Origin of the sequence: Gemmobacter fulvus, from assembly GCF_018798885.1 — a bacterium.
Taxonomy (GTDB): Bacteria; Pseudomonadota; Alphaproteobacteria; order Rhodobacterales; family Rhodobacteraceae; genus Gemmobacter; species Gemmobacter fulvus.
In genome coordinates, this window is the sequence record NZ_CP076361.1 from 1,733,343 (window position 1) to 1,757,467 (window position 24,125).

A 24,125-nucleotide genomic window follows, 5' to 3' on the forward strand; every position below is an offset into this window, starting at 1 on the left:
CGTTCAGATGTGCCGGGCGGTGCGTGACGCTGGGTTAGGTCGCCAGTATTCCGGGCCTCTGCCGCCGCTTTCTTGACATTTGCGGCCAAAACTGCGGCGTTCAGCCGCAGGCTGTGCAACTTGGCCGGAAATGTCAGGAATGGACGGGGCGAAGGGGGTTTCCTGCCTGTTGTCGCAGCAAATGGATCACGAAAATGCAGGATCATACCGATCTGGCGATTCTGGGCGGCGGCCCGGCCGGGGCTGTTTCGGCCTGGCTGGCGGCGCAGGAAGGTCTGCGCGTGGCCCTGATCGACCCCTGCCAGACCCCGGCCCGCATCGAGGGCCTCAGCCCGCGCCTGCATCACTGGCTCCAGACACAGGGTCTGCTGGTCGGGTTCGACGGGCTGATCGGCCCCCTGCCCCGGCGCAGCCTCTGGGCCGGGATCGACAGCAGCCACAATGGCGAGTTTCTGGTCTGCCGCGCCGCGCTGGATGCCCATTTGCGGCACATGGCGGTGCAGGCCGGGGCGCGGCTGATACAGGGCAGCGGCAAGCCCCAGCCGGGGGGCGTGGTGCTGGCCGATGGCACCGCTTTGGGCGCGGGGCAGGTGCTGGATGCGCGCGGGCGGCGGGCGCAGACCCGCAGCGCGGCGCAACGCGGCCCGGCCACGCTGGCCATCGGCGCCTGGCTTTCAGCGCCGCGCAGCACCCCCCTTAGCACGGTGATCTGCCCGCTGCCGCAGGGCTGGCTGTGGCTGGCCGTCACTTATCCCGGGCGGACCTGGGTGCAATTGACCGTGGATGCCGCCAGCCCGCTGTCCCCGCGCGCCCGGCTGCGCGCGGCGCTGCGACTGGCCGAGGGCCTGCCGGAGGGGCTACACCTGACCGCCCGGCCCTTGCTGATCCGCGAGGCGGCTCCCGTCCTGTCACCGCCGCCGGGCGATCTGGCGGTGATCCCGGTGGGGGATGCCAGCGCCGCGATGGATCCGCTGTCGGGCCATGGCCAGTTCTGGGCGGTGTCGAGCGCGCTGGCCGTGGCCGCCGCCCGCCGCACCGGCGCCGCCCGGCCCGGCGCGCAGACGGATGCACTGATTCTGCGCTTTCTGCACGAACGCAGCCATGACACCTATCTGCGGCAGGCCCGGCTTGGCCGCGATTTTCTGCGTCTGGAACCGCGCTTTCACGATCAGCCGTTCTGGCGCGCCCGCCAGAGCTTTCCCGACGATCTGCCCAGCCATGCCCCCGCCCATGTAGCGGTGATGCCGCGCGTGGTGGTGCGCGCGGGTCTGCTGGTGGAAATGGAGGTGCTGATCACCCCCGCCTCGCCGGGCGGGGTGGGCTGGATGGGGCAGGTGCCCGCCGCCGAGGCCTGGCGGCAACTGGAAGCGGGGGCCGGGGCGGCGCAGCTTATAGCGCAATGGGGTCCGTCCGCCGCCGCCTTTCCGGGCTGGCTTGCCGCACAGATGCAGGTGCCGGGCGCGGCCACCCGGCCTTGAAGCTTCAGACTTCGGGGATCAGGATTTCCCGCTTGCCGACGTGGTTCGCCGGGGTCACGACGCCCTCTTCTTCCATCTGCTCCACCAGACGCGCGGCCTTGTTATAGCCGATGCCCAGCTTGCGCTGGATGTAGGAGGTGGAGCATTTGCGGTCTTTCGCCACAATCGCCACCGCCTGATCGTAAAGCGCATCCTCGCCTTCGGTATTGCCGCCCGTGTTCAGGCCCAGCACCGCGTCGATGTCATCGGCCTTGTCATCCTCCGGCCCCTCGACCACGCCCGACATATAGACGGGCGGCCCGAAGGATTTCAGGTGGTTGACGATTTCCTCGACCTCCTCATCCGACACGAAGGGGCCGTGAATCCGGGTGATGCGTGCGCCATTGCCCATATAGAGCATGTCACCCATGCCCAAGAGCTGCTCTGCCCCCTGCTCGCCCAGAATGGTGCGGCTGTCGATCTTCGACGTGACCTGGAACGAGATCCGGGTGGGGAAGTTGGCCTTGATCGTGCCGGTGATCACATCGACCGAGGGCCGCTGCGTCGCCATGATCAGGTGGATGCCCGAGGCGCGGGCCATCTGCGCAAGGCGCTGGATACAGGCCTCGATTTCCTTGCCCGCCACCATCATCAGGTCGGCCATCTCGTCCACGATCACCACGATATAGGGAATGGCGACGGGGGCGAATTCTTCGGTTTCAAACACCGGCTCGCCGGTATCCTCGTCAAAGCCGGTCTGGATCGTGCGCTTGAACATTTCCTGATTGGCCAGCGCCTCGCGCACACGGCCGTTATAACCGTCGATGTTGCGCACACCCATCTTCGACATCTTGCGATACCGCTCTTCCATCTCGCCCACGACCCATTTCAGGGCGACGACCGCCTTCTTCGGATCGGTGACAACCGGCGAGAGCAGATGCGGAATGCCGTCATAGACGCTGAGTTCCAGCATCTTCGGGTCGATCATGATCAGGCGGCATTCTTCGGGCGTCAGCTTATAGAGCAGCGACAGGATCATAGTGTTGATCGCAACCGATTTGCCCGAGCCGGTGGTGCCCGCAATCAGCAGGTGGGGCATCTTGGCAAGGTTGGCCACGATCGGGTCGCCGCCAATGTCCTTGCCCAGCGCCAGTGGCAGCCGCATCGCGGAATCGCCAAAGTCACGCGCCGACAGGATTTCGCGCAGCACCACCTTTTCGCGGGTGGCATTGGGCAGTTCGATCCCGATCACGGTGCGGCCCGGCACGGTGGACACCCGCGCCGACAGCGCCGACATCGACCGCGCGATGTCATCGGCCAGACCGATCACCCGGCTGGCCTTGAGGCCTGGCGCGGGTTCCAGTTCATACATGGTCACAACCGGGCCGGGACGAACCGAGACGATTTCGCCCTTCACGCCGTAATCATCCAGCACGGATTCCAGCATCCGCGCGTTTTCCTCCAGCGCCTCATCGCTCAGCGTGTGGCGCTGCACGGTCGAGGGCGAGGTCAGCAAGGACAGCGGCGGCAGTTCATAGGCCTGCTGCATCTGTTCTTCAAACCGCAGACGCGGTTGCGCCTCGGCCACGGCACGGGCCGAAGGTTGCACCGGCTTTTTCAGCGGATGCTGCACCACGCGCTTCACCTCGGCGGTGACGCGCGGGGCCGACATCACCGGCTCATGGCGCGACGGGGCCACGCGCAGCGGCGCATGGCTTTGCACCGGCTGCACCGGGGTCGGATCATAATCCGGCTCGTAATCGCCATCCGGGGCCCAGTCATAGGCCTCGTCCGGCGCATAGGCCAGCGGGACGGCGAGCGTGTCATATTCCGGCACATCGGGCACAAGGGCGGCAGGCTCTTCCCAGACCGGCTCCACCGGCGCGGGCGCAGGCTTCGGGGCCGGGGCAGGCATCCGCGTGGCCACCGGGCGCAGCAGCGGGGCCGGGCGGTCCAGCGTGACGGCAGCCTCGGCATGATCCGCGTCCAGCGTCAGCGGTGCGGCGGCCGGTTGCGGTGCGGGCTGGGGCGGCGCTTGCACATGGGCAAGCTGCGCATGGGCCTGTGCCGCGCGCGCCGCCGCCGAGGCGACAGCGGCAGACACCGCGTTCAGCGCCACCGGCGTCTGCACCTGTGCGGCCACCACCGGCGGCTCCATCAGGCCGCGCCCGACCGGGGCAGGCTGCACCCCGCGGCGCGTGACGGCGGGTTCACGCCGGGCAATCGCCGCCTGCAAGGGGGTCATATGCGGCTGCGGGGCCGCAGCCCCCATGCCTTGCCGCACGCGGGTTTTGATCACATCCGAGATCCGCGCCTTGATGCGGTCTTCTTGCGGCACATCGTCTGCCATCTGGTCCTGTTCGGGGTAATAGGTCTGTTCCGGCTCCACCGCGCGGCGCAGGCGGCCAAGGAAGCCTTCTTTTTTCTTCGGGGCGGGTGCACGCATCGGCACCGGGGCCAGATCCAGCGGCGGCGGCTCTGGCTGGCGCGGCGCGGCCAGCGGGGCCGCTGCCGTCACCGCAGCACGCGGCGCGCGCATCGGCGCACCCCGCAGGGTTTGCGGCGCGTCATACTGCATCGCAGGTGCATAATCGGGGGTATCATCTTCCAGCAGATCGGACTCGGCCCGCAGCACCCGGTTGCGCCGCCCGGCCATGGTTGCGGCCTGCGCCGGGGCTGCCGCCACCGGCATCTGCGCCGCGCGCAGCGCCTGCGAATCCGCCTTGCGCTGCCGCTGCCGCTCCTGCATCGCCGAAGCCGCCCGCGCAGCCCCCGCCGTGCCACGCCCGGCCAGCGCCATGCCATGCGAATAGGCCATCACCGACCCGATGGCGAGATAGTGCCGGATCACCCGCAGCTCTTCCAGATCGAAGCCGGTCACGAACAGCAGCATGCCGAGCACGGCAAGCCCGGTCAGCAGCGACATCACATGCAGGCCGAAGGTTGCCTTGACCGGGGCCATGCCCAGCAGCGCGCCCAGCACCGTATCACCGAACAATCCGCCCAGCCCGAAGGAATGGGGCCAATCGGCCCCCGGCACATGGGTCGCGGCAAAGACCGAGGCCATGGCAACCGCGATCAGCGCAAAGACCACACGCCCCACCGCCCGATCCGCCCCGCGATGCAGCACGAAGCGCATCCCCCAGGCGAACAGCACCAGCGGAATCGCCCAGCCGCCCTTGCCCGCAATGATCATCAGCGTCGAGGCCACCGCCGCGCCGATCCGGCCCAGCCAGTTCTGCACCGGCTGATCGGTGGCCGACATCCAACTGGGATCCGCCGGCGAATAGCTGGCCAGCATCACGGTGAACAGCAGTGCCGCGAAAATCAGCCCGATGCCGATCAGTTCACGCGCACGACGCTCAAGCATCGCCTGCATGTTCGGATCAACCAGCGGATCGCGTTGACGCATCTGAAAAGAAGCCATCTGCTGTCCTCACCCGTATATACAGTCGCGGAGCTTGATCAGCCCGCGCTGGGTTTCGTCTTTTGGGGCCACAAGCGCGACCCGGATATATGCGGCACCCGGGTTCTCTCCCCCGGCCTCCCGCGACAGATAGGCACCGGGCAACACCCGGACCCCGGTTTGCGTCCACAGCCTGACCGCGGCTGCCTCGCCATCCTCGACCGGCAGCCACAGGAAAAACCCGCCTTCGGGCGATTGATAGCCCTGCATCCCGGCAAAGATCTGATCCGCCAGCGCGAATTTCTCCTGATAAAGCGCGCGCGAGGCGGTCACATGCGCCTCATCCGCCCAGGCGGCCTCGGCCACCCGTTGCAGCGGCAGGGGCAACGGGGCGCCCGCAAAGGCGCGCAGCTTGCGCAGCCGGATCATGCTTTGCGGACCTGCCGCCACAAAGCCCGAACGCAGGCCTGGCAGATTCGACCGTTTCGACAGCGAATGGAAGGCCAGCACCCGTTCCGGGTCTGCGCCCACCTCTTGCACCACCTCCAGAATGCCGGGCGGCGGCGCGGTGCGCCAGATTTCCGAATAGCATTCATCGGCGAAGATCTGGAAATCATGCTTTTCGGCCAAGGCCAGCAGGGTTTTCCAATAGTCGCGGCTAGCCACCGCGCCCTGCGGATTGGCGGGCGAACAGATATAGGCAACTGTCACCCGATCCAGCAGATCCGGCGGCAGGCTCGCGTAATCCGGCAGATGGCCGGTGGCGGCGGTGGCAGGCACATAGACCGGCTCTGCGCCGATGGTCAGCGCGGCCACGGCATAGACCTGATAAAACGGGTTCGGCATCAGCACGGCAGGCGGCTTGCCGCCTTTGGTTTCAGGCGACAGCGCAATCAGCGCATTGAACAGCCCTTCCCGCGTGCCGTTCAGCACCATCAGCCGCTCTTGCCCCAGCGCCACGCCATAGCGGCGCTGCACCCAGGCGGCGATGTTGTCCAGCAGCTCTGGCGTGCCGTCATTCGGCGGATAGACCCCGAACCCCGCCAGATTGGCCGCCAGAACCGGGCCGACAAAATCGGGCATGGCATGTTTCGGCTCGCCAATGGTCATGGCGACAGGATCCCCGCCGGGGGTCAGATGATCCAGCAATTTCCGCAGGCGCGGAAACGCATAATCCGGCAGGTTCGAAAACCGCTCAGGAAACGCCATTATTCTGCCTCTCGTCGGGGTCATGTCGCCCCGTTTGCACCGAGGATAACGGGCAACAGCTTCCCGGTCCAGAAAAACGCGACACTATCTATGGTAGGGCGGTGAAAATTGTGTCTTTTTCGCCCGCTTGTCGCACCTCAGCCCAGCGCCCGCTCCACCGCAGCGCCCAGCCGCAGCAGCCGCTCCTCCTTGCCGGGCGGGGCCATCAGGCTGATGCCACAGGACGGTTGCCCCGTGGGCAAGGTCAGCACACAGAGGCCAAACAGGTTGCCAATCCGGGTATTGCGCAGCGCCAGCAGGTTTTCGCTGGCGAAATAGGCCGGATCATCCAGCAGCCGCTGCGCATCGGGTGGCAGAATGGCCGAGGTGGGCACCGCCACCGCATCAAAGCCTTCGGTCGCCTGTGCCCAGACCTGCCGCAAGGCCGCCAACTGACGCCATCCCGCAACATACTCGGTCGCCAGAACCTGCGCCCCGGTGCGGAACCGCTCCAGTACCGGCGCGAACATCTTGTGCGGGGCGGCCTCGATGGTCGGCCCCCAGATCCCATAGGCCTCGGGGGTGAACAGGATCCCCGCCAATGCCATAGCCTCTGACACCGCGGGCAAGGCGGCATGGGTGATCTGCGCTCCCGCCGCGCCCATACGGATCAGCGCATCCTCAAAACCCTTGGCCGGGGCCTCGCGCAGCGCCTCCAGCGCCAGGGTCTCCAGCACCATGATCCGGGCATTGCCCAGGCTGACTCCGGCCAGATCGGCGGCCCGACCACCCTCCAAGGCCGCCAGCAACAAGGCGCAATCCTCGACCGTATGCGCCAAAGGCCCAACCGTATCAAAGCGTTCGCACAGCGGCACCACCCCTTTCAGCGACAGCCGCCCCGGCGAGGTTTTCAGCCCGACCAGATCATTCCACGCCGCCGGCACCCGCACCGACCCGCCGGTATCCGATCCGATCGCCGCAGGGGCCAAGCCAAAGGCCACCGACGCCGCCGCACCGGAACTGGAGCCACCCGGCACCGCGCCCGGAAAGTTGATGCAGGGCGGCGTGGCCGTCACCGGGTTCAGCCCCAGCCCCGAAAAGGCCAGCTCGGTCATATGCGTCTTGCCGAGACAGACCAGCCCCTGCGCCGTCGCCGTATGCAGCACCTCGGCATCTACCTGCGGCACGCGGCCCTTCAGCAGCGCCGACCCGGCCTCGCACAGCGCCCCCGCCGCATCGAAATTGTCCTTCCAGCTCAGCGGCACCCCGTCCAGCAACCCGATCCGCGTGCCCGCCTTGGCACGCCCCGCCGCCGACATCGCCATGGATTGCGCCCGGCGTGGCGTGGTCCGGGCATAGATGCGCGCGGCATCGGGGTGGCGCGCAATCGCATCCAGATAGGCTTCGGTCAGATAGACCGGATGCAGCTTGCCCGCCTCAATTGCCCGCCCCAGATCCGCCGCCGTGCGCCCCAGCCACTTGTCCATCGCCTGCCCTCCATTTTCCCGAACGCTAGCGGCACTCGGGCGCATGGACAATCCCACAGCTTGCGCCATATTTGCGGCATGATGGCAGATACAGATATTCTTGTCGTGGGCGGCGGGCTGAATGGCCCTGCCCTCGCCCTTGCGCTGGCCCAGAACGGGCTGTCGGTCACCGTGGTCGACAGCCGCCCCGCCCCGGCGCGCGCCGAAGCCGGGTTTGATGGCCGCGCCTATGCGCTGGCGCAGGCTTCCAAACGGCTGCTCGGCATGATCGGCGTCTGGCCGCGCATTGCCGCGTTTCAGCCGATGCTGAAAATCAAAGCCAGCGACGGGGTGGCGGGTCAAGGCCCCTCGCCGCTGTTTCTCGGCTTCGATTCCGCCGAACTGGAAGAAGGCCCGATGGGCTATATGGTCGAGGATCGCCACCTCTATGCCGCCTTCCTGGCCGCAATGCAGGATCAGCCGCAGATCCGGCTGCTGTCCGGCGAAACGGTGGTCGAACAGGCCGCCACGCCCAACGGCATCTGCGCCACCCTCGCCTCCGGCACCCAGCTCTCGGCACGGCTGCTGGTCGGCTGCGATGGCCGCAGCTCCGGCACCGCCAGCCGTGCGGGCATCCGCCGCAGCGGCTGGAACTATGGACAAACCGCGCTTGTCACCGCCATCCACCACGAAAAGGATCACGCGGGCACCGCGCATCAGTTCTTCATGCCCTCGGGCCCGCTGGCGATCCTGCCGCTGCACGGCGGCCACCATTCCAGCATCGTCTGGAGCGAGACAACCGCCACCGCCGCTGCCATCCAGGCCCTGCCGGATGCCGACTACCTCGCCGCCCTGCGCCCGCGCTTCGGTGATTTTCTGGGCGCAATCGACCTCGCCGGTGCGCGGTTCACCTATCCGCTGACGCTCACGTTGGCCAACAGCTTCGTGGCCCCGCGTCTGGCGCTGGTCGGCGATGCCGCACATGGCGTGCATCCGATTGCCGGGCAGGGCCTCAACCTCGGCCTGCGCGATGTCGCCGCCCTCGCCCAGGTGCTGATCGAGGCACAGCGGCGCGGCGATGACATCGGCAGCAGCGTGACGCTGGAAGGTTATCAACGGTGGCGGCGGTTCGATGCCACCACCTTGGCCCTGGGCATGGATGGCGTGAACCGACTGTTTTCCAATGACAATCCGCTGTTGCGCCTCGGGCGTGACCTTGGCCTTGGCCTCGTGAACGCCCTGCCCGGCCTGCGCCGTGGCTTCATGCGGCAGGCCGCAGGCCTCAGCGGCGATCTTCCCAGACTTCTGGCCGGAAAACCGATCTGACCCCATTCATCTTGGCGCAAATATCCTGGGGCTCCGGGGGCAAAGCCCCCGGCCTTGGCCTCAGCTCAAGGCCCGCGCCTCGGACACCAGCATGATCGGGATGCCATCCCGCACCGGAAAGGCCAGATTGGCCGCCTTGGATACCAGCTCCTGCCGCTCCGCATCATAGCTCAGCACCGCCTGCGTCACCGGGCAGACCAGCGCCTCCAGCATCCGCCGCTCCACCACGACCTGATCAGTCATTGCAACCGCTCTCCTTCCGTGCCGCCGCGCAGGGCGATTTCCATCAGCGCCACCAGCGTCTCGCGCCGCGTCGCCAGCGACGGGGCCTCCAGCAGCGCCTGTTTGTCTTCCGGCTCGAACGGGCAGAGCATGGACAGCGAATTGATCAGCAGTTCCGCCTCGGCATCCTTCAGATTGCCCCAGTCGGTCGACAGGTTCATTGCCTGAAAATAACGCCCGAGCAGCAGCAGGAACCCGTCGCGGTCAAACGCCGCATCCTGTTCGGCATGGCCCAGATCCCGCGTGAAGGGCGCCCATTCCACCGCACAGCGGCGATAGGGCTGGAACCCCTGCACCTCTTCCCTGACCCGGAAGCGCGAGATGCCCGACAGGGTGATCATGTAGCGACCATCCTCGGTTTCGGAAAATCCGGTCAGCCGCCCGGCGCAGCCAATCGCCTGCAAGCGCCGCTCGGCGCTGCCGGGCACATCGCGCGGCTGGATCATGCCGATCAGCCGCCCGTCGGTTTTCATGCAATCCGTCAGCATCGCCAGATAGCGCGGCTCGAAAATATGCAACGGCAATTTGGCGCGCGGCAACAGCAACGCGCCGGGAAGCGGAAACACCGCGATGACATCGGGCAGGTCAGCAGCTTTGATCATCTTGGGATACCTAGGCCGCGGGGGCGTTCAGGCAAATATCATCGACGACAGTTTGCGCCGTCCGCGCAGCACGATGGGGTCCTGCGGTTTCAGCGCGTCGAAAATGGTGAACAGCTGTGCGCGCGCCGCGCCGTCGTTCCATTCGCGGTCCCGGCGGAACAGATCCAGCAATTGATCCATCGCCTCGTCCACCTTGCCCGCCGCATTCAGCGCCACCGCCAGATCAAAGCGCGCCTGATGGTTGCCGGGATCCGCCTCGACCGCCGCGCGCAGATCCGCCTCCGGCCCGGCATTGGCCGCCTGCCGGATCAGCTCAAGCTGCGCCCGCGCGGCCTCCAGCTCTTTCGCGCCGGTGATCTTGGCCGGGGCCGCGGCTAGCAGGGCCTCGGCCTGATCCAGCTCGCCCAGCGCCAGATGGGCGCGGGCCAGACCGCCATAGGCGATGGCATTTTCCGGCTCTTCGCCCAGAATGGCGGCAAAGGTTTCGGCGGCATCGGCGGCGGCCCCTTCGGCCAGCATGGCCTCGGCGGCCTCGATGGCTTCGGCCAGCCCGCCATCCCCGGCCAGCGCCGCGATCCGGTCGATGAATTTGGTCAGTTCCGAGGCCGGTTGCGCGCCCTGAAACCCGTCGACCGGCTGGCCCTGCCAGAAGGCATAGACGGTGGGAATGGATTGCACGCGCAACTGGCCTGCGATCATCTGGTTTTCATCGACATTGATCTTGACCATGCGCACCCGGCCCTTGGCCGCCGTTACAGCCGCCTCCAGCGCGGGGCCAAGCGTCTTGCAGGGGCCGCACCACGGCGCCCAGAAATCGACGATCACCGGCACCTCGCGGCTCGCCTCGATCACGTCGGCCATGAATGTGGCTTCGGTCGTGTCCTTGATCAGCGCGGCCTGCGGGGGGGCGGCAAGGGTTCCATCCGTTCCGAACATCGCTTTATCCTTGGTCAATGACAGGTCATCTTTGCCCTTATATGGTCGCATCGGCGCAAAAGGCCAAGAGGGCTTTGCATTGCGCCAGAGGCGGCATAGCCTGCCCGAAACCCGGATCCTGAACCCCAGAGATTGACATGCCCGTCCTGCTGACATTCGGTGATAGCAACACCCACGGAACCCCGCCGATGGCAGACCGGCTGACCTATGCGCGCTTTGACACGGCGACCCGCTGGCCGCGTGTGGCACAGGCCGCACTTGGCCCGGAGTGGGAGCTGGTGGAAGAGGGCCTGCCGGGCCGCACCGCGCAGTTTGATGACCCGGTGATGGATGGCATGATGAACGGCCACCCGGCGCTGCGGCAGGCGCTGCAAAGCCATGGGCCGATTGATGTGCTGACCCTCATGCTGGGCACCAATGACGTCAAGACCCGCTTCGGTGCTGGACCCGAGGTGGTGATGGCCGGCATGGCAGCGCTGCTGGATCTGGCCACTGGGATCGAATTGCAGACCCGGCATGGCGGTTTCAAGGTGCTGCTGATCTGCCCGCCGCCGGTTCAGGAGGTCGGGGTTCTGGCGGTGGATTTCTGGGGCGCTGCCGCCAAATCCCGCGCACTGCCGCCGCTCTATGCCGCCCTTGCCGCCTCGCGCGGGGTCGGGTTTCTGGATGCGGGCACGGTGATTGAGACCAGCACGCTGGATGGCGTGCATTTCGACGCCGGGGCACATGGCAAGTTGGGCCGCGCCGTGGCCGGGGCCATCGCCGCACTATAACAACCTGCCCGCGTCAGCTTGCCATGCGCGGATCCAGCACAAAGGGCGTCTGCGTGATCACACGCACGTGAGACATCGCCGGGTGCAGTGGATTGAGCAGCAGATTCCGCTCCAACGACACCACCGCACTGGGCACCCAGAGGGCAAGCTGCGCCCGCGCCGCCAGAAAGGCATCGCCAAGGCTGCGCGGATCGCCTTTTGCCACCGTGTCAAACTGGCCCGGCACCTCCAGCGCCACCGCAACAAGCGGCGGCAGCGCATCGGGTCGGCGCATGGCGGGCGGCAGATGCACGAACACCTCCAGCACCGCCAAAGCCAGCGACGAGGCGCAATAGACCATCGGCTGTCCGGGGCTGTTCCAGCGCCCGCCCCAAAGCCGCGCGCCTTCGCCATCCAGACCCGGCGCATGGGCCGGGCTGGTCAGCCGCCAGACCTGCGCCGCATCGCTCACCCGAAGACGCCATGTTCCAGACGGCCCAATGCCGCCTCGACCTCGCGCCCGCCCAGATCGGTGCGGGCCATGCGGATCGGCACATCGCCAAGGGCGGGATTGGCGCTGCGCAGCCATTCATCGGCCAGTGCCTCATCCGCGAAGACCCGCTGCGCCATCGCCAGCACACGCAGCAGCCGCGCCAGCCCGTCTGCCTCGTCCTCGCGCAGCATTTCGCCTGCGGCAATTCGGCGGTCAAGCGTGCGGTCGGCAATGATCATGCGGATGTCTTCGCGCCGCAGCCCGCGCCCCTCCACCTCGCGCACAAGGCTGGACGGCACCCCCCGAGCCACATCGGCATAGCTGAGAGCGAGACGATTGACTTTGCGCTGTGCAGACCGGGCCATGGGAACCTCCGCCATTTGCCGTATCATAGCACGGCATCTGGCGAAAATCACGCGGCTTTCAAGGGGCGTTGCGCCCGAAACTCACAGATCGAAGCTGGCGAAGACCGGCACGTGGTCCGAGGGCTGTTCCCACCCCCGGCACGGCCGAAGAATACGCGAGCCATGCGCCGCCCCGGCAATATCCGGCGTGGCCCAGATGTGATCCAGACGGCGGCCCTTGTCAGCCGCATCCCAGTCCGCCGCGCGGTAGGACCACCAGCTATACAACAAACCGCTCGGGATATCCTGCCGGGTCACATCCACCCAGGATCCGGCCTCCATCGCCGCATGCAGATGGTCCACCTCGATCGGGGTGTGGCTGACGATCTTCAACAGTTGCTTGTGGTTCCAGACATCATCCTCGCGCGGCGCGATGTTCAGATCGCCGACAAGGATCGCGCGGTCTGGCCGTTCCCACCGGAACCAGTCGCGCATCTCGGTCAGGAAATCGAGCTTCTGGCCGAATTTCACATTCTGTTCGCGGTCGGGAATATCGCCGCCTGCGGGCACATAGAAATTGTGGATGGTCACGCCGTTTTCCAGCCGCGCCGCCACATGGCGCGCATGGCCCAGATTGGCAAAATCTTTGTCGCCCACATCCATGACCGGCAGTTTCGACAGGATGGCCACGCCATTATAGCCCTTCTGGCCACGCGCCACGATATAGCGGTAGCCAAGGCTGTGGAACAGATCGAGCGGGAACTTGTCGACCGGGGTCTTGATCTCTTGCAGGCACAGGATGTCCGGCGCTTCTTCCGTCAACAACCGCGCCACCAAGGCCTCGCGCAGACGGACAGAGTTGATATTCCAGGTGGCAAGGGTGAATGACATGGGTGCTGGCTCCTCTGATCGCCCCATGTCTAGGGGGCACAGCACGCCCCGTAAAGCAAAACGCGCCGCACATCGGTGCGGCGCGGCGATCCGGCAAGAAACGGGTGTCACTGGATGGTGTAGGATCCGGTGTCGCAAAGATTGGCGCTGTCTTCCAGCGTATCGCCATCCGAAAACACCATGCGCAGATCGTAGTCGCAGCTTTCCGATCCGGCAATCGTCACCTGACCACTGGTGCCGCCCGCCAAGGCGCCGCCACCAAGGATATTCTCTTCCCAGCTGTCCACGCCCACGGGCGAGGCGTAAAACTCGGTCAATTCCGCGCCGGACATATTCGACAGCGTGAAAGACAGATCAGCCGCCAAGGCCGGACCAGCAAACCCCACCAGCGCCACAGCCGTCAGAACCTTTTGGAAACCCATAGCCAGTCCTCGCGTCTTCAAACCCGGCACCCTTTGCGCCTTATCCGAATGTAGGCACAGGTTTTCACGATTCCAACGGGGAGAACGCAGGCAATCGCATCATTTTATGCAATGCGCCGACTGGAGACGGCAAAACCACGGCAGGGCGCAAAGAAAAGCCGGGCAATCGCCCGGCTCAGGTCCAACAGGGAGATGGAGCCTTGCACCGCAAAGCTCACCCTTTGGTTGTATCACGGAAATGCGACAAAAACCATACAATAAAAAAAGGCCGGGCACGAAGCCCGGCCAAGTCCAACAGGGAGGATGCCGCGTCATAACCCCGGCGCGGCGAGGGGAACCTGTGCGGTCGAACCCGCTGAGATCAGATATAGGTTACGAAACAGGCCGCAATAAGGCCCCATGCGACATATTTATGCGCATTTACGCAACCAGCCGATACCCGCCGCTTTCCGTCACCAACAGCCGCGCATTGGAGGGATCGGGCTCGATCTTCTGGCGCAAGCGGTAGATATGCGTCTCCAGCGTATGGGTGGTGACACCGGCATTATAGCCCCAGACCTCATGCAAAAGCACATCCCGCGCCACAACCCCTTGTTGTGCCCGATAAAGATACTTCAGGATGTTGGTCTCTTTTTCCGTCAGCCGGATCTTCTTTTCCTTTTCGTCCAGCAACATTTTCTGCGCCGGTTTGAAGGTATAGGGGCCAAGCTGGAAGATCGCGTCTTCCGATTGTTCGTGCTGGCGCAGCTGCGCGCGGATCCGCGCCAACAGCACCGGGAACTTGAACGGCTTGGTCACATAGTCATTCGCACCTGCATCCAGCCCAAGAATGGTGTCCGCATCCGAATCATGCCCGGTCAGCATCAGCACCGGGCATTTCACCCCGGCCTTGCGCATCCGGCGGCACAGTTCGCGGCCATCAGTATCCGGCAGGCCGACATCGAGGATGACCAGATCATAGGCCGAAGCCTTGGCCTTCTCCATGCCTTCCAGCCCGGTCGAGGCTTCGAACACATCGAAGTCTTCCGTCATCACCAACTGCTCACTCAGCGCTTCGCGCAGGTCGTCGTCATCGTCGACGAGCAGGATTTTCCGCAGCGTTGCCATGGGGTAGCTCCTTGCTTTCTTCACAGACAGATGCGCCCGGCTCACTGTTTCGGCAAGATTTGCAACGAAACTCTCACGCGCTCGTGTCGACAGCACGGCAAATGTTTCACTTTCCCCGCTGCTTCGTTACACAAGGGCGCGAAAGGATGCCCCATGCCGCTCAGCCCCAGCATCATCGAACGCCTTGCCCGCGCCCGTGGCGATCTGCGCATGGGGGTGCCGGTTGTGCTGACATCCGGCAGCGCCGCCGCCCTTGCCGTCGCGGTCGAGGCGCTGACCCCCGTCCGGCTGGCTGATCTGCGGCGGCTGGGCACGCCCGAACTGGCGCTGACGGCACGGCGGGCGGAAACGCTAAAAGCGCGGCCCTATGACGGCGATCTGGCCCGGCTTGCCCTGCCCGAAGAAGCGGGGCTGGAGTGGTTATGCGCCATGGCCGATCCGGCGGATGATCTGCGGGTGCCGATGAAGGGGCCGTTTCTGTGCCTGCGCGGCGGCAATCCGGCGCTGCACCGCGCCGCGATCCATCTGGCGAAAGCCGCGCATCTGCTGCCTGCCGCCCTGCTGGTGGCCGTGCCCGACGGCGCGGAAACGGCGGCCCTAATGAACCTGACGCTGATTGATCTGACCGAAGCGGCACCCGAGCTGGAACGCGCCTCGCCGCTCTCCGAAGTCGTCTCGGCCCGGTTGCCGATGGTGGCCAGCACGGCGGGCCGGGTGCATATCTTCCGCCCCGAAGATGGCGGCGAAGAGCATTACGCCATCGAAATCGGCCAGCCCGACCGCAAGGCCCCGGTTCTGGCCCGGCTGCATTCGGCCTGTTTCACCGGCGATGTGCTGGGCAGCCTCAAATGCGACTGCGGCCCGCAACTGCGCGCTGCCCTGGCCCAGATGGGGGCAGAGGGGGCGGGCGTTCTGCTCTATCTCAATCAGGAAGGCCGCGGCATCGGCCTAGCCAACAAGATGCGCGCCTATTCGCTTCAGGATCAGGGTTTTGATACGGTCGAGGCCAATCACCGGCTGGGATTCGAGGATGACGAACGCGATTTCCGCATCGGCGCAGGCATCCTGCGCACCATGGGCTTTGGCGCGGTGCGCCTGCTGACCAACAACCCGCGCAAGATTGCGATGATGCAGGGGCATGGCATCAACGTGACCGAACGGGTGCCGTTGCGCGTGGGCCAGACCGATCAGAATGCCGCCTATCTTGCCACCAAGGCCGCAAAATCGGGGCATCTGCTGTGACGCCGCTTGATCTTGTAGTGACGCCGCGCGGCACACGCTTTCTGGGGCGCTATTTCCCCTGCACCATCGGGCGGGGCGGCATTGTTCCCGCAGCCGCAAAACGCGAAGGCGATGGCGCCACGCCTGCGGGCGTGCATCGCATCGTGGGGATGCTGTATCGGCCCGACCGTCTGGCCCATCTGCCCGATTGGGCGCTGCCGATCGGCCCCTCGGATCTGTGGTCGGATGACAGCGCCGATCCCGACTACAATCTGATGGCGCGCGCGCCGCATCGCTTTTCCCACGAAAAGCTGCGCCGCGCCGACCCGCTCTATGATCTGGTGCTGATCACCGACTGGAACTGGCCCCATGCCGAACCGGGCCGGGGGTCGGCGATTTTCCTGCACGCCTGGCGCAGGCCCGGGTATCCAACGGCAGGCTGCGTGGCCTTTGCGCCGCAGAACCTGCGCTGGATCGCGCAACGCATCCGGCCCCAGACCCGGCTCATCGTCAAGGCCTGACGATTTTCACGGCCCTGGCTTCCCAAAGCGCTTTCAATTCCCTATTCTGCACTGCATCAGCGGAGGGGGCATCATGGCACGCAAGGCATCATCGCAGGATGACGAAATCTTTGATCTGCGCCTCGCGCGCAGTGCGCCCGATCTTTGGCCGATGCTGGAGGCGCTTTATGGCCACCGGACCGATTACGCCAGTTTCCGTGACCGTCTGCTGGAGGTATTGCGCGCCGCCTGGGCCGCCCGCCCCGCCGATCTGAAACGGCTGGACCTTCAGCGCGATCTGGAGCCGGACTGGTTTCAGTGCGCCGACCGCGCCGGATACGTCTTCTACATCGACCGCTTTGCCGGAACCCTGCGCGATCTGCCGAAAAAGCTCGATTATCTGGCGGATCTCGGCATCAGCTATGTGCATCTGATGCCCTGTCTGAAACCCCGGCCCGGTGACAGCGACGGCGGTTATTCGGTGATGGATTACCGTGCCATCAACCCGGCCTATGGCACGATGCGCGATCTGAAAACCGTGGCCGGCAAACTGCGTGCGCGCGGAATGAACCTCTGTGTCGATCTGGTGCTGAACCACACCGCCAAAGAACACGCCTGGGCCGAAGCCGCCCGCGCCGGGGATCCGCAGTATCAGGACTATTACCTGATGTATGACAGCCCTGATCAGCCAAAGCGATTTGAAGAAACGCTGGTCGAAGTGTTCCCCGACAATGCGCCCGGCAGCTTTACCCATTACCCCGACATCGGCAAATGGGTCTGGACCACCTTCAACGAACACCAATGGGATCTGAACTGGGCCAATCCGGCGGTGTTCCTGGAAATCACCGACATCATGCTGTTCCTCGCCAATCAGGGGGTGGATGTGCTGCGGCTGGATGCGGTGGCCTTCATGTGGAAACGCATGGGCACGCGCTGCCAGTCGGAACCCGAAGTGCATATGCTGCTGCAAGCCCTGCGCGCCTGTAGCCGCATCGCCGCCCCTGCCGTGATCCATCTGGAAGAGGCCATCGTCGCCCCCGCCGAAATGCTGCCCTATCTGGGGCGCGGGCAGCATGACGGGCGCGAAGGCAATCTGGCCTATCACAACAGCCTGATGGTGCAGTTCTGGGGGGCGCTGGCCACGCGCGACACCCGGCTGATGACCCATGTGCTGCGCAGCCATTTCCCGGCCACGCTGACCAATGCCACCTATGCCACCTATCTGCGGTGCCATGACGATATCGGCTGGGCGATCACTGATGAGGATGCCGCGGCGCTTGACCTGTCTGGCCCGGCCCACCGAGCCTATCTCTCGGCATTTTATGAAGGCGACTTTCCCGGCTCTTTCGCGCAGGGCGCACCGTTTCAGGTCAATGAAGCGACGGGCGACAAACGCATTTCCGGCAGCCTCGCCGCGCTTGCGGGGCTGGAGCGGGCGTTGGCGACGGGCGACATGCTGGCGGCGGAATATGCGCTGCAACGCATCCTGCTGGGCCACGCCCTGATCGCGAGCTTTGGCGGCATCCCCCTGATCTACATGGGCGACGAATTGGCGATGCTGAATGACCACAGCTATCTTGACCTGCCCGACCATGCCCATGATTCCCGCTGGCTGCACCGTCCGCGCATGGATTGGGCCGCCGCCGCCACACGGCACAGCGCCGATACCCATGCCGCGCGCTGCTTCCGGGGGGTGCAGCATATCCTCCGGCGCCGCGCCGCGACTCCGGCCCTGCATGGCGCAACCCCGACCGAGGTTCTGGAGGCCCCCTTGCCCGGCATCTTGGCCGTGGCCCGCCGCGCGCCGACGGGTGTGGTGCTGTGCCTGTTCAACGTCACCGAACGCTGGCAGAACCTGCCGGTCGCCTGGCTGCGGGATCAGGGGGTGACGCGGTTCCATGACGCGCTGTCGGATGCGCCGGTCACCGACCATGACGGGCAGATCGTGCTGCCGCCCCATGCCCGCGTCTGGTTGCTTTAGCCGTAATCACGCGTTCCGAAAATGGCGCTGCCCACCCGCACATGGGTGGCCCCGGCGGCAATCGCCGCCTCGAAATCGCCGCTCATACCCATCGACAGGCCGGTCAGCCCGTTCTGCGCCGCAATCGTGGCCAGTTTCAGGAAGTGCGGACCACTGTCTGCGCCCTCTGGCGGGATGCACATCAGGCCCGACAGCGGCAGATCCATCGCGCGGCAGGCGGCAATGAACTCATCCGTCTCGCCCGGCAGGACACCGGCCTTTTGCGGCTCGGCCCCGGTATTCACCTGCACGAACAGCTCCGGGCAGGCGCCGCGCGCCTGCACCAACCGCGCCAGTCGTTCAGCCAGCGAGGGGCGATCCAGCGTGTGAATCGCATCGAACAGATCCAGCGCCAGCTTGGCCTTGTTGGTCTGCAACGGCCCGATCATATGCACCGACACGCCCGAAAACCGGGCGCGCAGATCCGGCCATTTGCCCGCCGCCTCTTGCACGTAGTTTTCACCGAACACCCGCTGCCCGGCCTCCAGCGCGGCTTCAACCCGCGCCAGCGGCTGCACCTTTGACACCGCGATCAGCGTCACCGCGCCTGCCGCACGCCCTGCGGCCTGTTCCGCTGCCGCCACCCGCGCCTTGATTTCTGCCAGCCCCATCATCCGCCTCCGTTTTGCAGCAAGATGCCCATAGCGGGCGTAAAAAGAAAAGGCCCCGGCAGATGGCGGGGCCTTGCAGACCGCGCGGAACCCGGCGGCACAAAAGAAAAGAGCGGGCAAATGCCCGCTCTTTCCCAGACTTTTGATCCTGAGATCAGAAGTCGAAACGCACGCCGAGGTCGGCCACGGTCTCATCTTCATAGCCGCGCTGGATCGAGCCGGACAGACGAGCGCCGCCCAGATCGTAGTCAGCGCCGATGCCGAACGAGGTGTCTTCCACGTTGCCAGCGTAGTCATTGTCAGCAACATAGGCGCGCAGGGTGGTGGCGCCCATGGTGTAGTTGCCGTACAGGGTGATGGTGCGGCCTTGGTCGCCGCCATGGGCCATAACAACCGGCACTTCGCCTTCGTCAACGTAGTTCAGGCCAACAGTTGCAGCGTCATTGATCGCGTAAGCAGCGCCAACGAAGAACTGGTCGTTGTCGGCAATGCCTTCGCCGTCCTGAACAGCAGCCAGAGCCACGGTGAACGGGCCCGAGGTGTAGTCGAACGAGACCGAAACTTCGGTTTCAGCGCCAACCGAGGTCGTCTGGTCCGGGTCGATTGCCGAGATGCGGCCCGTGAAGCCACCCATCGAGTAGGAAGCGAACACGCCCATGTAGTCGGCGGTCGGATTCGGGCCCGAGTTGAAGGCGAAGAAGTTGCCCTGCGGATCACCGAACGACGAGTCGACGAAGCCCATTTCCGGATCGTACATCAGTGCGACCGAGTCATAAGCGGTGTTTGCGTTGCCGACTTCAACACGCAGACCTTCGTAGGTGGCGAACAGCATTGCTGCCGACAGGTCAGCGCCATCCGAACCCGAGGAGTGCTGCATCCGGATGCGACCACCGAAGGTCACGCCCGAATCGGTTTCGGTGGTGGCGTCGATGTTGAAACGCAGACGGGTGTGGATCGTGGTGGTCGAGTTGGTCGTAACCACGTCGTCAGCCGACCCATCATAGACCAGACCGAAGCGGCCGTAGCCGGAGATCGAAACGCCGGTTTCTGCCGAAGCGACGGTTGCCACGGAAGCCAGGATGGTGGTGGCAAGAAGAATATTTTTCATCGTTTTCCCTCGTTGACTCAAAGGTGCGGCCCAACTCAGGGGAATCCGAATTGGGTATGCAGTCTATTTCGGTCGAAGGGCGGCGAATTGCAATCAGGACCGGCCTGCCCCGGCCATTCACGCCGATGATGGTGCAGCAAAGTCACAGTCCTGCCGCACCCCCTTCATATTCACGCCGCAGCACAAGGGGCGTCATGGCCCGTGCCGGGCGGCGGATCACCGGAAAAGCCTTGTTCCACCCCGGACGCTCGGCTAGACAGCCCTTATATCTACCGGGAGTCCTGTATGTTCTTGCCGAGCCTTGCGCGTATCACGCTGACTGGCAGCCTGTGTCTTGCTCTCGCAGCCTGCGGTGGCATTGGCAGCGGTGACTCCGGTCTGTTCGGGCGGGGCCGCGCCGCTGCCCCCGCCCAACCCGGATATGAAGTGGCCGAGGCCCGCACCGCAGCGCACAGCGCCGCCACGCGCGAACAGGCCGAACGCAAGTCGACCATCTGGGATCTGTTCAACAACAGCAGCGACCCGAACACCACGGTCGAGGTGAACAAGTATCTTTGGCAGGCCTCGCTTGAAGTGCTGAACTTCCTGCCCATCGAATCGGTCGATCCGTTCACCGGCGTGATCGTCACCGGCTATGGCACGCCCCCGGGCGGCGGCAGCTCGTATCGTGCGACGATCTATGTCAGCGACCCGGCACTGGATGCGCGGTCGTTGAAAGTGTCGCTGCAAGGGCGCGGCGGCGGCTCGGTTTCGGCCGAAACGCAGCGCGCCGTGGAAGATGCGATCCTGACCCGCGCCCGCGCGATCCGCGTCCGCGATTCGCGGCTCTGACCGGGGCCGCGCCCCACCCGCCTGCCCCGCATCTGCCTGCGCGCATCCCACTGGCCTTTCACGGGGCGGCAGTGTAATCCGGCGCGGGCAATCCCCAGGCCGCCTGGCCCTGGACAGTCTGGATGAAAGAGGCAAGCATGTCGCGCTATGAACCCGCTGTAATCGAAGCCAAATGGCAAGAGGCCTGGGACGCGGCCGGGGTTTTCACCGCGAAACGCGATCCGGCCAAGCAGAAGTATTATGTGCTGGAGATGTTCCCCTATCCGTCGGGGCGCATCCACATGGGCCATGTGCGCAACTATACCATGGGCGATGTGGTGGCGCGCTACAAAGCCTCTTGCGGGTTTTCCGTGCTGCACCCGATGGGCTGGGATGCCTTCGGGATGCCCGCCGAAAATGCCGCGATGGAACGCGGCGGCCATCCGAAAGACTGGACCTACAGCAATATCGCCGACATGCGCGCGCAGATGAAACCGCTGGGCCTCAGCATCGACTGGAGCCGCGAGTTTGCCACCTGCGACCCGGAATATTACGGCCAGCAACAGGCGATGTTCATCGACATGATGGAGGCGGGCCTCGTCTATCGCAAGAATGCCGTGGTGAACTGGGATCCGGTCGACATGACCGTGCTGGCCAATGAACAGGTGATCGACGGCAAGGGCTGGCGGTCGGGTGCGGTGGTGGAACGGCGCGAGCTGACGCAGTGGTTCTTCAAGATCTCGGATTACGCGGGCGAATTGCGCGCGGCGCTGGACGGGCTGAAAGACTGGCCCGAAAAGGTGCGGCTGATGCAGGCCAACTGGATCGGCCAATCGCAGGGCCTGCAGTTCCGGTTTGACACCGTAGCCGCCCCTGCCGGTTTCGAGACGCTGGAGGTTTATACCACCCGTCCCGACACGCTGATGGGGGCGAGCTTTGCCGGCATCAGCCCCGATCACCCGCTGGCCAAGGCGCTGGAGGCGACAAACCCCGATCTGGCCGCTTTCGTGGCCGAATGCCGCCGCATCGGCACCAGCGAAGAGGCGCTGGAAAAGGCCGAAAAGCGCGGCTTCGACACCGGGGTCCGCGTCAAGCATCCCTTTGATCCTGCATGGGAACTGCCGGTCTATATCGCCAATTTCATCCTGATGGATTACGGCACCGGCGCGATCTTCGGCTGCCCGGCGCATGACCAGCGCGATTTTGAATTTGCCCGCAAATACGGGCTGGCCATCGACGCGGTGTTTACCGCCGAAGGTGCGCCCGATGCGCCGCTGACCGAGGCCTATGTGCCGATGAAATCGGAACGCGTCAGCTATGTGCGCGGCCTGCCCGGCAGCAGCGCCACCACCGGCGAGGCCGGGGTGGCCGAGGCGATTGCGCTGTGCGAGGCGCAGGGCATCGGCAAGGGCGTCACCAATTACCGCCTGCGCGACTGGGGCATTTCGCGCCAGCGCTACTGGGGTTGCCCGATCCCGGTGATCCATTGCCCCACCTGCGGCGTGGTGCCCGAGGCCAAGCAGAACCTGCCGGTGCAACTGCCCGATGATGTCACCTTTGACATTCCCGGGAACCCGCTGGACCGCCACCCGACCTGGCGCAATTGCACCTGCCCGAAATGTGGTGCTGCGGCCCGGCGCGAGACAGACACGATGGACACTTTCGTCGACAGCTCGTGGTATTACGCCCGCTTCACCGCGCCGCGCGCCACCACGCCGACCGTGGCCGAAGATGCCGATTACTGGATGAACGTCGATCAGTATATCGGCGGCATCGAACATGCGATCCTGCACCTGCTCTACTCGCGGTTCTTCGCCCGCGCGATGGCCGCCACCGGCCACCTGCCGCAGAAGGCCATCGAGCCGTTCAATGCGCTGTTCACGCAGGGCATGGTGACGCATGAGATCTACAAGACCACCGACGCGAAGGGGCGTCCGGTCTATCACCTGCCGGAGGATGTGACCGACGGCAAACTGGCCGACGGCACGGCAGTAGAGATCATCCCCTCTGCCAAGATGTCGAAATCCAAGAAGAACGTCGTCGATCCGATGAACATCATCGCCGCCTTCGGGGCCGATACCGCGCGCTGGTTCGTGATGTCGGACAGCCCGCCGGAACGGGATGTGGAATGGACGGCCTCGGGGGCCGAAGCGGCCTACAAGCACCTCAGCCGGGTCTGGTCGCTTTGCGTCCGCATCGCAGAGCTGCCCGCCGATCACAGCGGCAGCACCGATGCCGATCTGGCAAAGGCCACCGCCAAGGCCGTGCATGAGGTGACGCAGAGCATTGACAGCTTTGCCTTCAACAAGGCCATCGCCAAGCTTTATGAATTCACCAATACGCTGGCAAAGGCCAATGCCTCCAAACCCGCGCAACAGGCGGCAATGCGCACGCTGGCACAGCTGATGTCGCCGATGGTGCCGCATATCGCCGAATCGATCTGGACCTGTCAGGGCGGCGCGGGGCTTTGCGCGCAGGCCCCCTGGCCAAAGGCCGATCCGGCGCTGCTGATCGACGATACCGTCACCCTGCCGATCCAGATCAATGGCAAGCGGCGGGCGGAAATCAGCGTGCCCAAGGATATGCCTGCTTCCGAGGTTGAAAAACGCGCCCTTGCGGAAGAGGATGTGATCAAGTTCTTGGCCGGGCAGCCGGTCAAGAAGATCATCGTCGTGCCGGGGCGTATCATCAATGTCGTCGTTTAACCGCCGTTTCCTGCTGGGCCTGCTGGCCCTTGCCCCTGCCGCCTGCACCTTTACCCCGGCCTATGCGCCGGGGGGGCCTGCGGCGGGCTTGCAGAATGCGGTGCGGGTCGACAACCCCGACAGCAAGAACAGCTTCGATCTGGTGGAGCGGCTGGAAGAGCGGCTGGGCCGCCCTCAGACGCCACGATTCGCGCTGCGCTATACCATCACCACCAAGTCGATCGGCGTCGGCATCACCCCCGAAAACGCGACAACCCGCTACAATCTGAACGGAACCGTCGATTGGGTTCTGACCGATCTGGCGGGCACCACCGTCACCCAAGGCCGCGCGCAAAGCTTTACCTCGTGGTCGGCCACCGGCTCCACCGTGGCGGGGCTGTCTGCCGAAGAGGATGCGGCCTATCGCCTGATGCGGATTCTGGCCGATCAGATCGTCACCCGGCTTGTCGCCTCGGCGGGCAGCATCCTGTGACCGCCG

Annotated in this window: 22 protein-coding genes; 9 read left to right on the forward strand and 13 right to left on the reverse strand. The window is 65.2% G+C overall.

Features of this window, described 5'->3' with window-relative positions:
* The first annotated feature begins 194 nt into the window (after positions 1–194).
* Positions 195–1,478, forward strand: coding sequence for a flavin-dependent monooxygenase QhpG (qhpG, locus tag KM031_RS08520; protein WP_215506286.1), 1,284 nt, complete (start codon positions 195–197; stop codon positions 1,476–1,478).
* A gap of 4 nt (positions 1,479–1,482) precedes the next feature.
* On the opposite strand, the gene KM031_RS08525 is transcribed toward qhpG, so the two are convergent.
* The 3 genes from KM031_RS08525 to KM031_RS08535 form a co-directional block, all read right to left on the reverse strand.
* Positions 1,483–4,884, reverse strand: coding sequence for a DNA translocase FtsK (locus tag KM031_RS08525; protein ID WP_215506285.1), 3,402 nt, complete (start codon positions 4,882–4,884; stop codon positions 1,483–1,485).
* 9 nt (positions 4,885–4,893) lie between these two features.
* Positions 4,894–6,072, reverse strand: a complete 1,179-nt coding sequence (locus KM031_RS08530) for an aminotransferase class I/II-fold pyridoxal phosphate-dependent enzyme (protein WP_215506284.1) — start codon at positions 6,070–6,072, stop codon at positions 4,894–4,896.
* Between the two features lie 137 nt (positions 6,073–6,209).
* On the reverse strand, positions 6,210–7,538 hold the full coding sequence (locus KM031_RS08535) for an amidase (RefSeq protein WP_215506283.1): 1,329 nt from the start codon (positions 7,536–7,538) through the stop codon (positions 6,210–6,212).
* 78 nt (positions 7,539–7,616) lie between these two features.
* On the opposite strand from KM031_RS08535, the gene KM031_RS08540 reads away from it, so the two are divergent.
* Positions 7,617–8,843 (forward strand): UbiH/UbiF/VisC/COQ6 family ubiquinone biosynthesis hydroxylase, encoded by a 1,227-nt coding sequence (locus KM031_RS08540; protein WP_215506282.1) that lies wholly within the window; start codon positions 7,617–7,619, stop codon positions 8,841–8,843.
* A 60-nt stretch (positions 8,844–8,903) separates the two neighbouring features.
* On the opposite strand, the gene KM031_RS08545 is transcribed toward KM031_RS08540, so the two are convergent.
* The 3 genes from KM031_RS08545 to trxA are packed head-to-tail and all read right to left on the reverse strand — an operon-like array spanning position 8,904 to position 10,663.
* Positions 8,904–9,086, reverse strand: coding sequence for a Trm112 family protein (locus KM031_RS08545; protein WP_215506281.1), 183 nt, complete (start codon positions 9,084–9,086; stop codon positions 8,904–8,906).
* Positions 9,083–9,727: an LON peptidase substrate-binding domain-containing protein gene (locus KM031_RS08550; RefSeq protein ID WP_215506280.1), complete on the reverse strand. Its 645-nt coding sequence runs from the start codon at positions 9,725–9,727 to the stop codon at positions 9,083–9,085. Before KM031_RS08550 ends, KM031_RS08545 begins: the two co-directional genes overlap by 4 nt.
* A 27-nt stretch (positions 9,728–9,754) precedes the next feature.
* Complete coding sequence (gene trxA, locus KM031_RS08555; RefSeq protein ID WP_215506279.1) at positions 9,755–10,663, reverse strand: thioredoxin; 909 nt, start codon at positions 10,661–10,663, stop codon at positions 9,755–9,757.
* Between the two features lie 137 nt (positions 10,664–10,800).
* On the opposite strand from trxA, the gene KM031_RS08560 reads away from it, so the two are divergent.
* Entirely contained in the window at positions 10,801–11,436 is a 636-nt protein-coding gene (locus KM031_RS08560; protein ID WP_215506278.1) for an SGNH/GDSL hydrolase family protein, read from the forward strand.
* Between the two features lie 13 nt (positions 11,437–11,449).
* On the opposite strand, the gene KM031_RS08565 is transcribed toward KM031_RS08560, so the two are convergent.
* From KM031_RS08565 to KM031_RS08585, 5 genes are all read right to left on the reverse strand, one after another.
* Positions 11,450–11,887: an RES family NAD+ phosphorylase gene (locus KM031_RS08565; RefSeq protein WP_215506277.1), complete on the reverse strand. Its 438-nt coding sequence runs from the start codon at positions 11,885–11,887 to the stop codon at positions 11,450–11,452.
* Positions 11,884–12,273 (reverse strand): antitoxin Xre/MbcA/ParS toxin-binding domain-containing protein, encoded by a 390-nt coding sequence (locus tag KM031_RS08570; protein ID WP_215506276.1) that lies wholly within the window; start codon positions 12,271–12,273, stop codon positions 11,884–11,886. Before KM031_RS08570 ends, KM031_RS08565 begins: the two co-directional genes overlap by 4 nt.
* Before the next feature lie 81 nt (positions 12,274–12,354).
* Positions 12,355–13,143: an exodeoxyribonuclease III gene (locus tag KM031_RS08575; protein WP_215506275.1), complete on the reverse strand. Its 789-nt coding sequence runs from the start codon at positions 13,141–13,143 to the stop codon at positions 12,355–12,357.
* Positions 13,144–13,250: 107 nt separating this feature from the next.
* Complete coding sequence (locus KM031_RS08580; protein WP_215506274.1) at positions 13,251–13,565, reverse strand: hypothetical protein; 315 nt, start codon at positions 13,563–13,565, stop codon at positions 13,251–13,253.
* A 420-nt stretch (positions 13,566–13,985) separates the two neighbouring features.
* Positions 13,986–14,672, reverse strand: a complete 687-nt coding sequence (locus KM031_RS08585; protein ID WP_215506273.1) for a response regulator transcription factor — start codon at positions 14,670–14,672, stop codon at positions 13,986–13,988.
* 153 nt (positions 14,673–14,825) lie between these two features.
* On the opposite strand from KM031_RS08585, the gene ribA reads away from it, so the two are divergent.
* From ribA to KM031_RS08600, 3 genes are all read left to right on the forward strand, one after another.
* Positions 14,826–15,914 (forward strand): GTP cyclohydrolase II, encoded by a 1,089-nt coding sequence (ribA, locus tag KM031_RS08590; protein ID WP_215506272.1) that lies wholly within the window; start codon positions 14,826–14,828, stop codon positions 15,912–15,914.
* Positions 15,911–16,414, forward strand: coding sequence for a L,D-transpeptidase family protein (locus tag KM031_RS08595; RefSeq protein WP_215506271.1), 504 nt, complete (start codon positions 15,911–15,913; stop codon positions 16,412–16,414). The genes ribA and KM031_RS08595 overlap by 4 nt, the downstream gene beginning before the upstream one ends.
* Before the next feature lie 73 nt (positions 16,415–16,487).
* Entirely contained in the window at positions 16,488–18,374 is a 1,887-nt protein-coding gene (locus KM031_RS08600) for an amylosucrase (protein ID WP_215506270.1), read from the forward strand.
* Here KM031_RS08600 and KM031_RS08605 read toward each other — a convergent pair.
* Both KM031_RS08605 and KM031_RS08610 read right to left on the reverse strand, forming a co-directional pair.
* Entirely contained in the window at positions 18,371–19,024 is a 654-nt protein-coding gene (locus KM031_RS08605) for a YggS family pyridoxal phosphate-dependent enzyme (RefSeq protein ID WP_215506269.1), read from the reverse strand. The genes KM031_RS08600 and KM031_RS08605 overlap by 4 nt on opposite strands.
* A gap of 154 nt (positions 19,025–19,178) precedes the next feature.
* On the reverse strand, positions 19,179–20,132 hold the full coding sequence (locus tag KM031_RS08610) for a porin (RefSeq protein WP_215506268.1): 954 nt from the start codon (positions 20,130–20,132) through the stop codon (positions 19,179–19,181).
* Between the two features lie 285 nt (positions 20,133–20,417).
* Between KM031_RS08610 and KM031_RS08615 the strand changes: the two genes are divergently transcribed.
* The 3 genes from KM031_RS08615 to lptE all read left to right on the forward strand — a co-directional run bounded on the left by KM031_RS08615 (position 20,418) and on the right by lptE (position 24,119).
* A complete protein-coding gene (locus KM031_RS08615; RefSeq protein ID WP_215506267.1) occupies positions 20,418–20,963 on the forward strand; it encodes a DUF3576 domain-containing protein in 546 nt (181 codons plus the stop codon).
* 137 nt (positions 20,964–21,100) lie between these two features.
* Positions 21,101–23,647 carry a leucine--tRNA ligase gene (gene leuS / locus KM031_RS08620; protein ID WP_215506266.1) on the forward strand — a complete coding sequence of 849 codons (2,547 nt, stop codon included), beginning with the start codon at positions 21,101–21,103 and terminating at the stop codon, positions 23,645–23,647.
* Positions 23,634–24,119: an LPS assembly lipoprotein LptE gene (gene lptE, locus KM031_RS08625; protein ID WP_215506265.1), complete on the forward strand. Its 486-nt coding sequence runs from the start codon at positions 23,634–23,636 to the stop codon at positions 24,117–24,119. The genes leuS and lptE overlap by 14 nt, the downstream gene beginning before the upstream one ends.
* The last annotated feature ends 6 nt before the right edge of the window (positions 24,120–24,125 follow it).

Bases quoted from the DNA above. Each gene is read 5' to 3' on its own strand.
- qhpG (WP_215506286.1), top strand. From the start codon at position 195: ATGCAGGATCATACCGATCTGGCGATTCTGGGCGGCGGCCCGGCCGGG.
- KM031_RS08525 (WP_215506285.1), bottom strand. From the start codon at position 4,884: ATGGCTTCTTTTCAGATGCGTCAACGCGATCCGCTGGTTGATCCGAAC.
- KM031_RS08530 (WP_215506284.1), bottom strand. From the start codon at position 6,072: ATGGCGTTTCCTGAGCGGTTTTCGAACCTGCCGGATTATGCGTTTCCG.
- KM031_RS08535 (WP_215506283.1), bottom strand. From the start codon at position 7,538: ATGGACAAGTGGCTGGGGCGCACGGCGGCGGATCTGGGGCGGGCAATT.
- KM031_RS08540 (WP_215506282.1), top strand. From the start codon at position 7,617: ATGATGGCAGATACAGATATTCTTGTCGTGGGCGGCGGGCTGAATGGC.
- KM031_RS08545 (WP_215506281.1), bottom strand. From the start codon at position 9,086: ATGACTGATCAGGTCGTGGTGGAGCGGCGGATGCTGGAGGCGCTGGTC.
- KM031_RS08550 (WP_215506280.1), bottom strand. From the start codon at position 9,727: ATGATCAAAGCTGCTGACCTGCCCGATGTCATCGCGGTGTTTCCGCTT.
- trxA (WP_215506279.1), bottom strand. From the start codon at position 10,663: ATGTTCGGAACGGATGGAACCCTTGCCGCCCCCCCGCAGGCCGCGCTG.
- KM031_RS08560 (WP_215506278.1), top strand. From the start codon at position 10,801: ATGCCCGTCCTGCTGACATTCGGTGATAGCAACACCCACGGAACCCCG.
- KM031_RS08570 (WP_215506276.1), bottom strand. From the start codon at position 12,273: ATGGCCCGGTCTGCACAGCGCAAAGTCAATCGTCTCGCTCTCAGCTAT.
- KM031_RS08575 (WP_215506275.1), bottom strand. From the start codon at position 13,143: ATGTCATTCACCCTTGCCACCTGGAATATCAACTCTGTCCGTCTGCGC.
- KM031_RS08580 (WP_215506274.1), bottom strand. From the start codon at position 13,565: ATGGGTTTCCAAAAGGTTCTGACGGCTGTGGCGCTGGTGGGGTTTGCT.
- KM031_RS08585 (WP_215506273.1), bottom strand. From the start codon at position 14,672: ATGGCAACGCTGCGGAAAATCCTGCTCGTCGACGATGACGACGACCTG.
- ribA (WP_215506272.1), top strand. From the start codon at position 14,826: ATGCCGCTCAGCCCCAGCATCATCGAACGCCTTGCCCGCGCCCGTGGC.
- KM031_RS08600 (WP_215506270.1), top strand. From the start codon at position 16,488: ATGGCACGCAAGGCATCATCGCAGGATGACGAAATCTTTGATCTGCGC.
- KM031_RS08605 (WP_215506269.1), bottom strand. From the start codon at position 19,024: ATGGGGCTGGCAGAAATCAAGGCGCGGGTGGCGGCAGCGGAACAGGCC.
- KM031_RS08610 (WP_215506268.1), bottom strand. From the start codon at position 20,132: ATGAAAAATATTCTTCTTGCCACCACCATCCTGGCTTCCGTGGCAACC.
- KM031_RS08615 (WP_215506267.1), top strand. From the start codon at position 20,418: ATGTTCTTGCCGAGCCTTGCGCGTATCACGCTGACTGGCAGCCTGTGT.
- leuS (WP_215506266.1), top strand. From the start codon at position 21,101: ATGTCGCGCTATGAACCCGCTGTAATCGAAGCCAAATGGCAAGAGGCC.
- lptE (WP_215506265.1), top strand. From the start codon at position 23,634: ATGTCGTCGTTTAACCGCCGTTTCCTGCTGGGCCTGCTGGCCCTTGCC.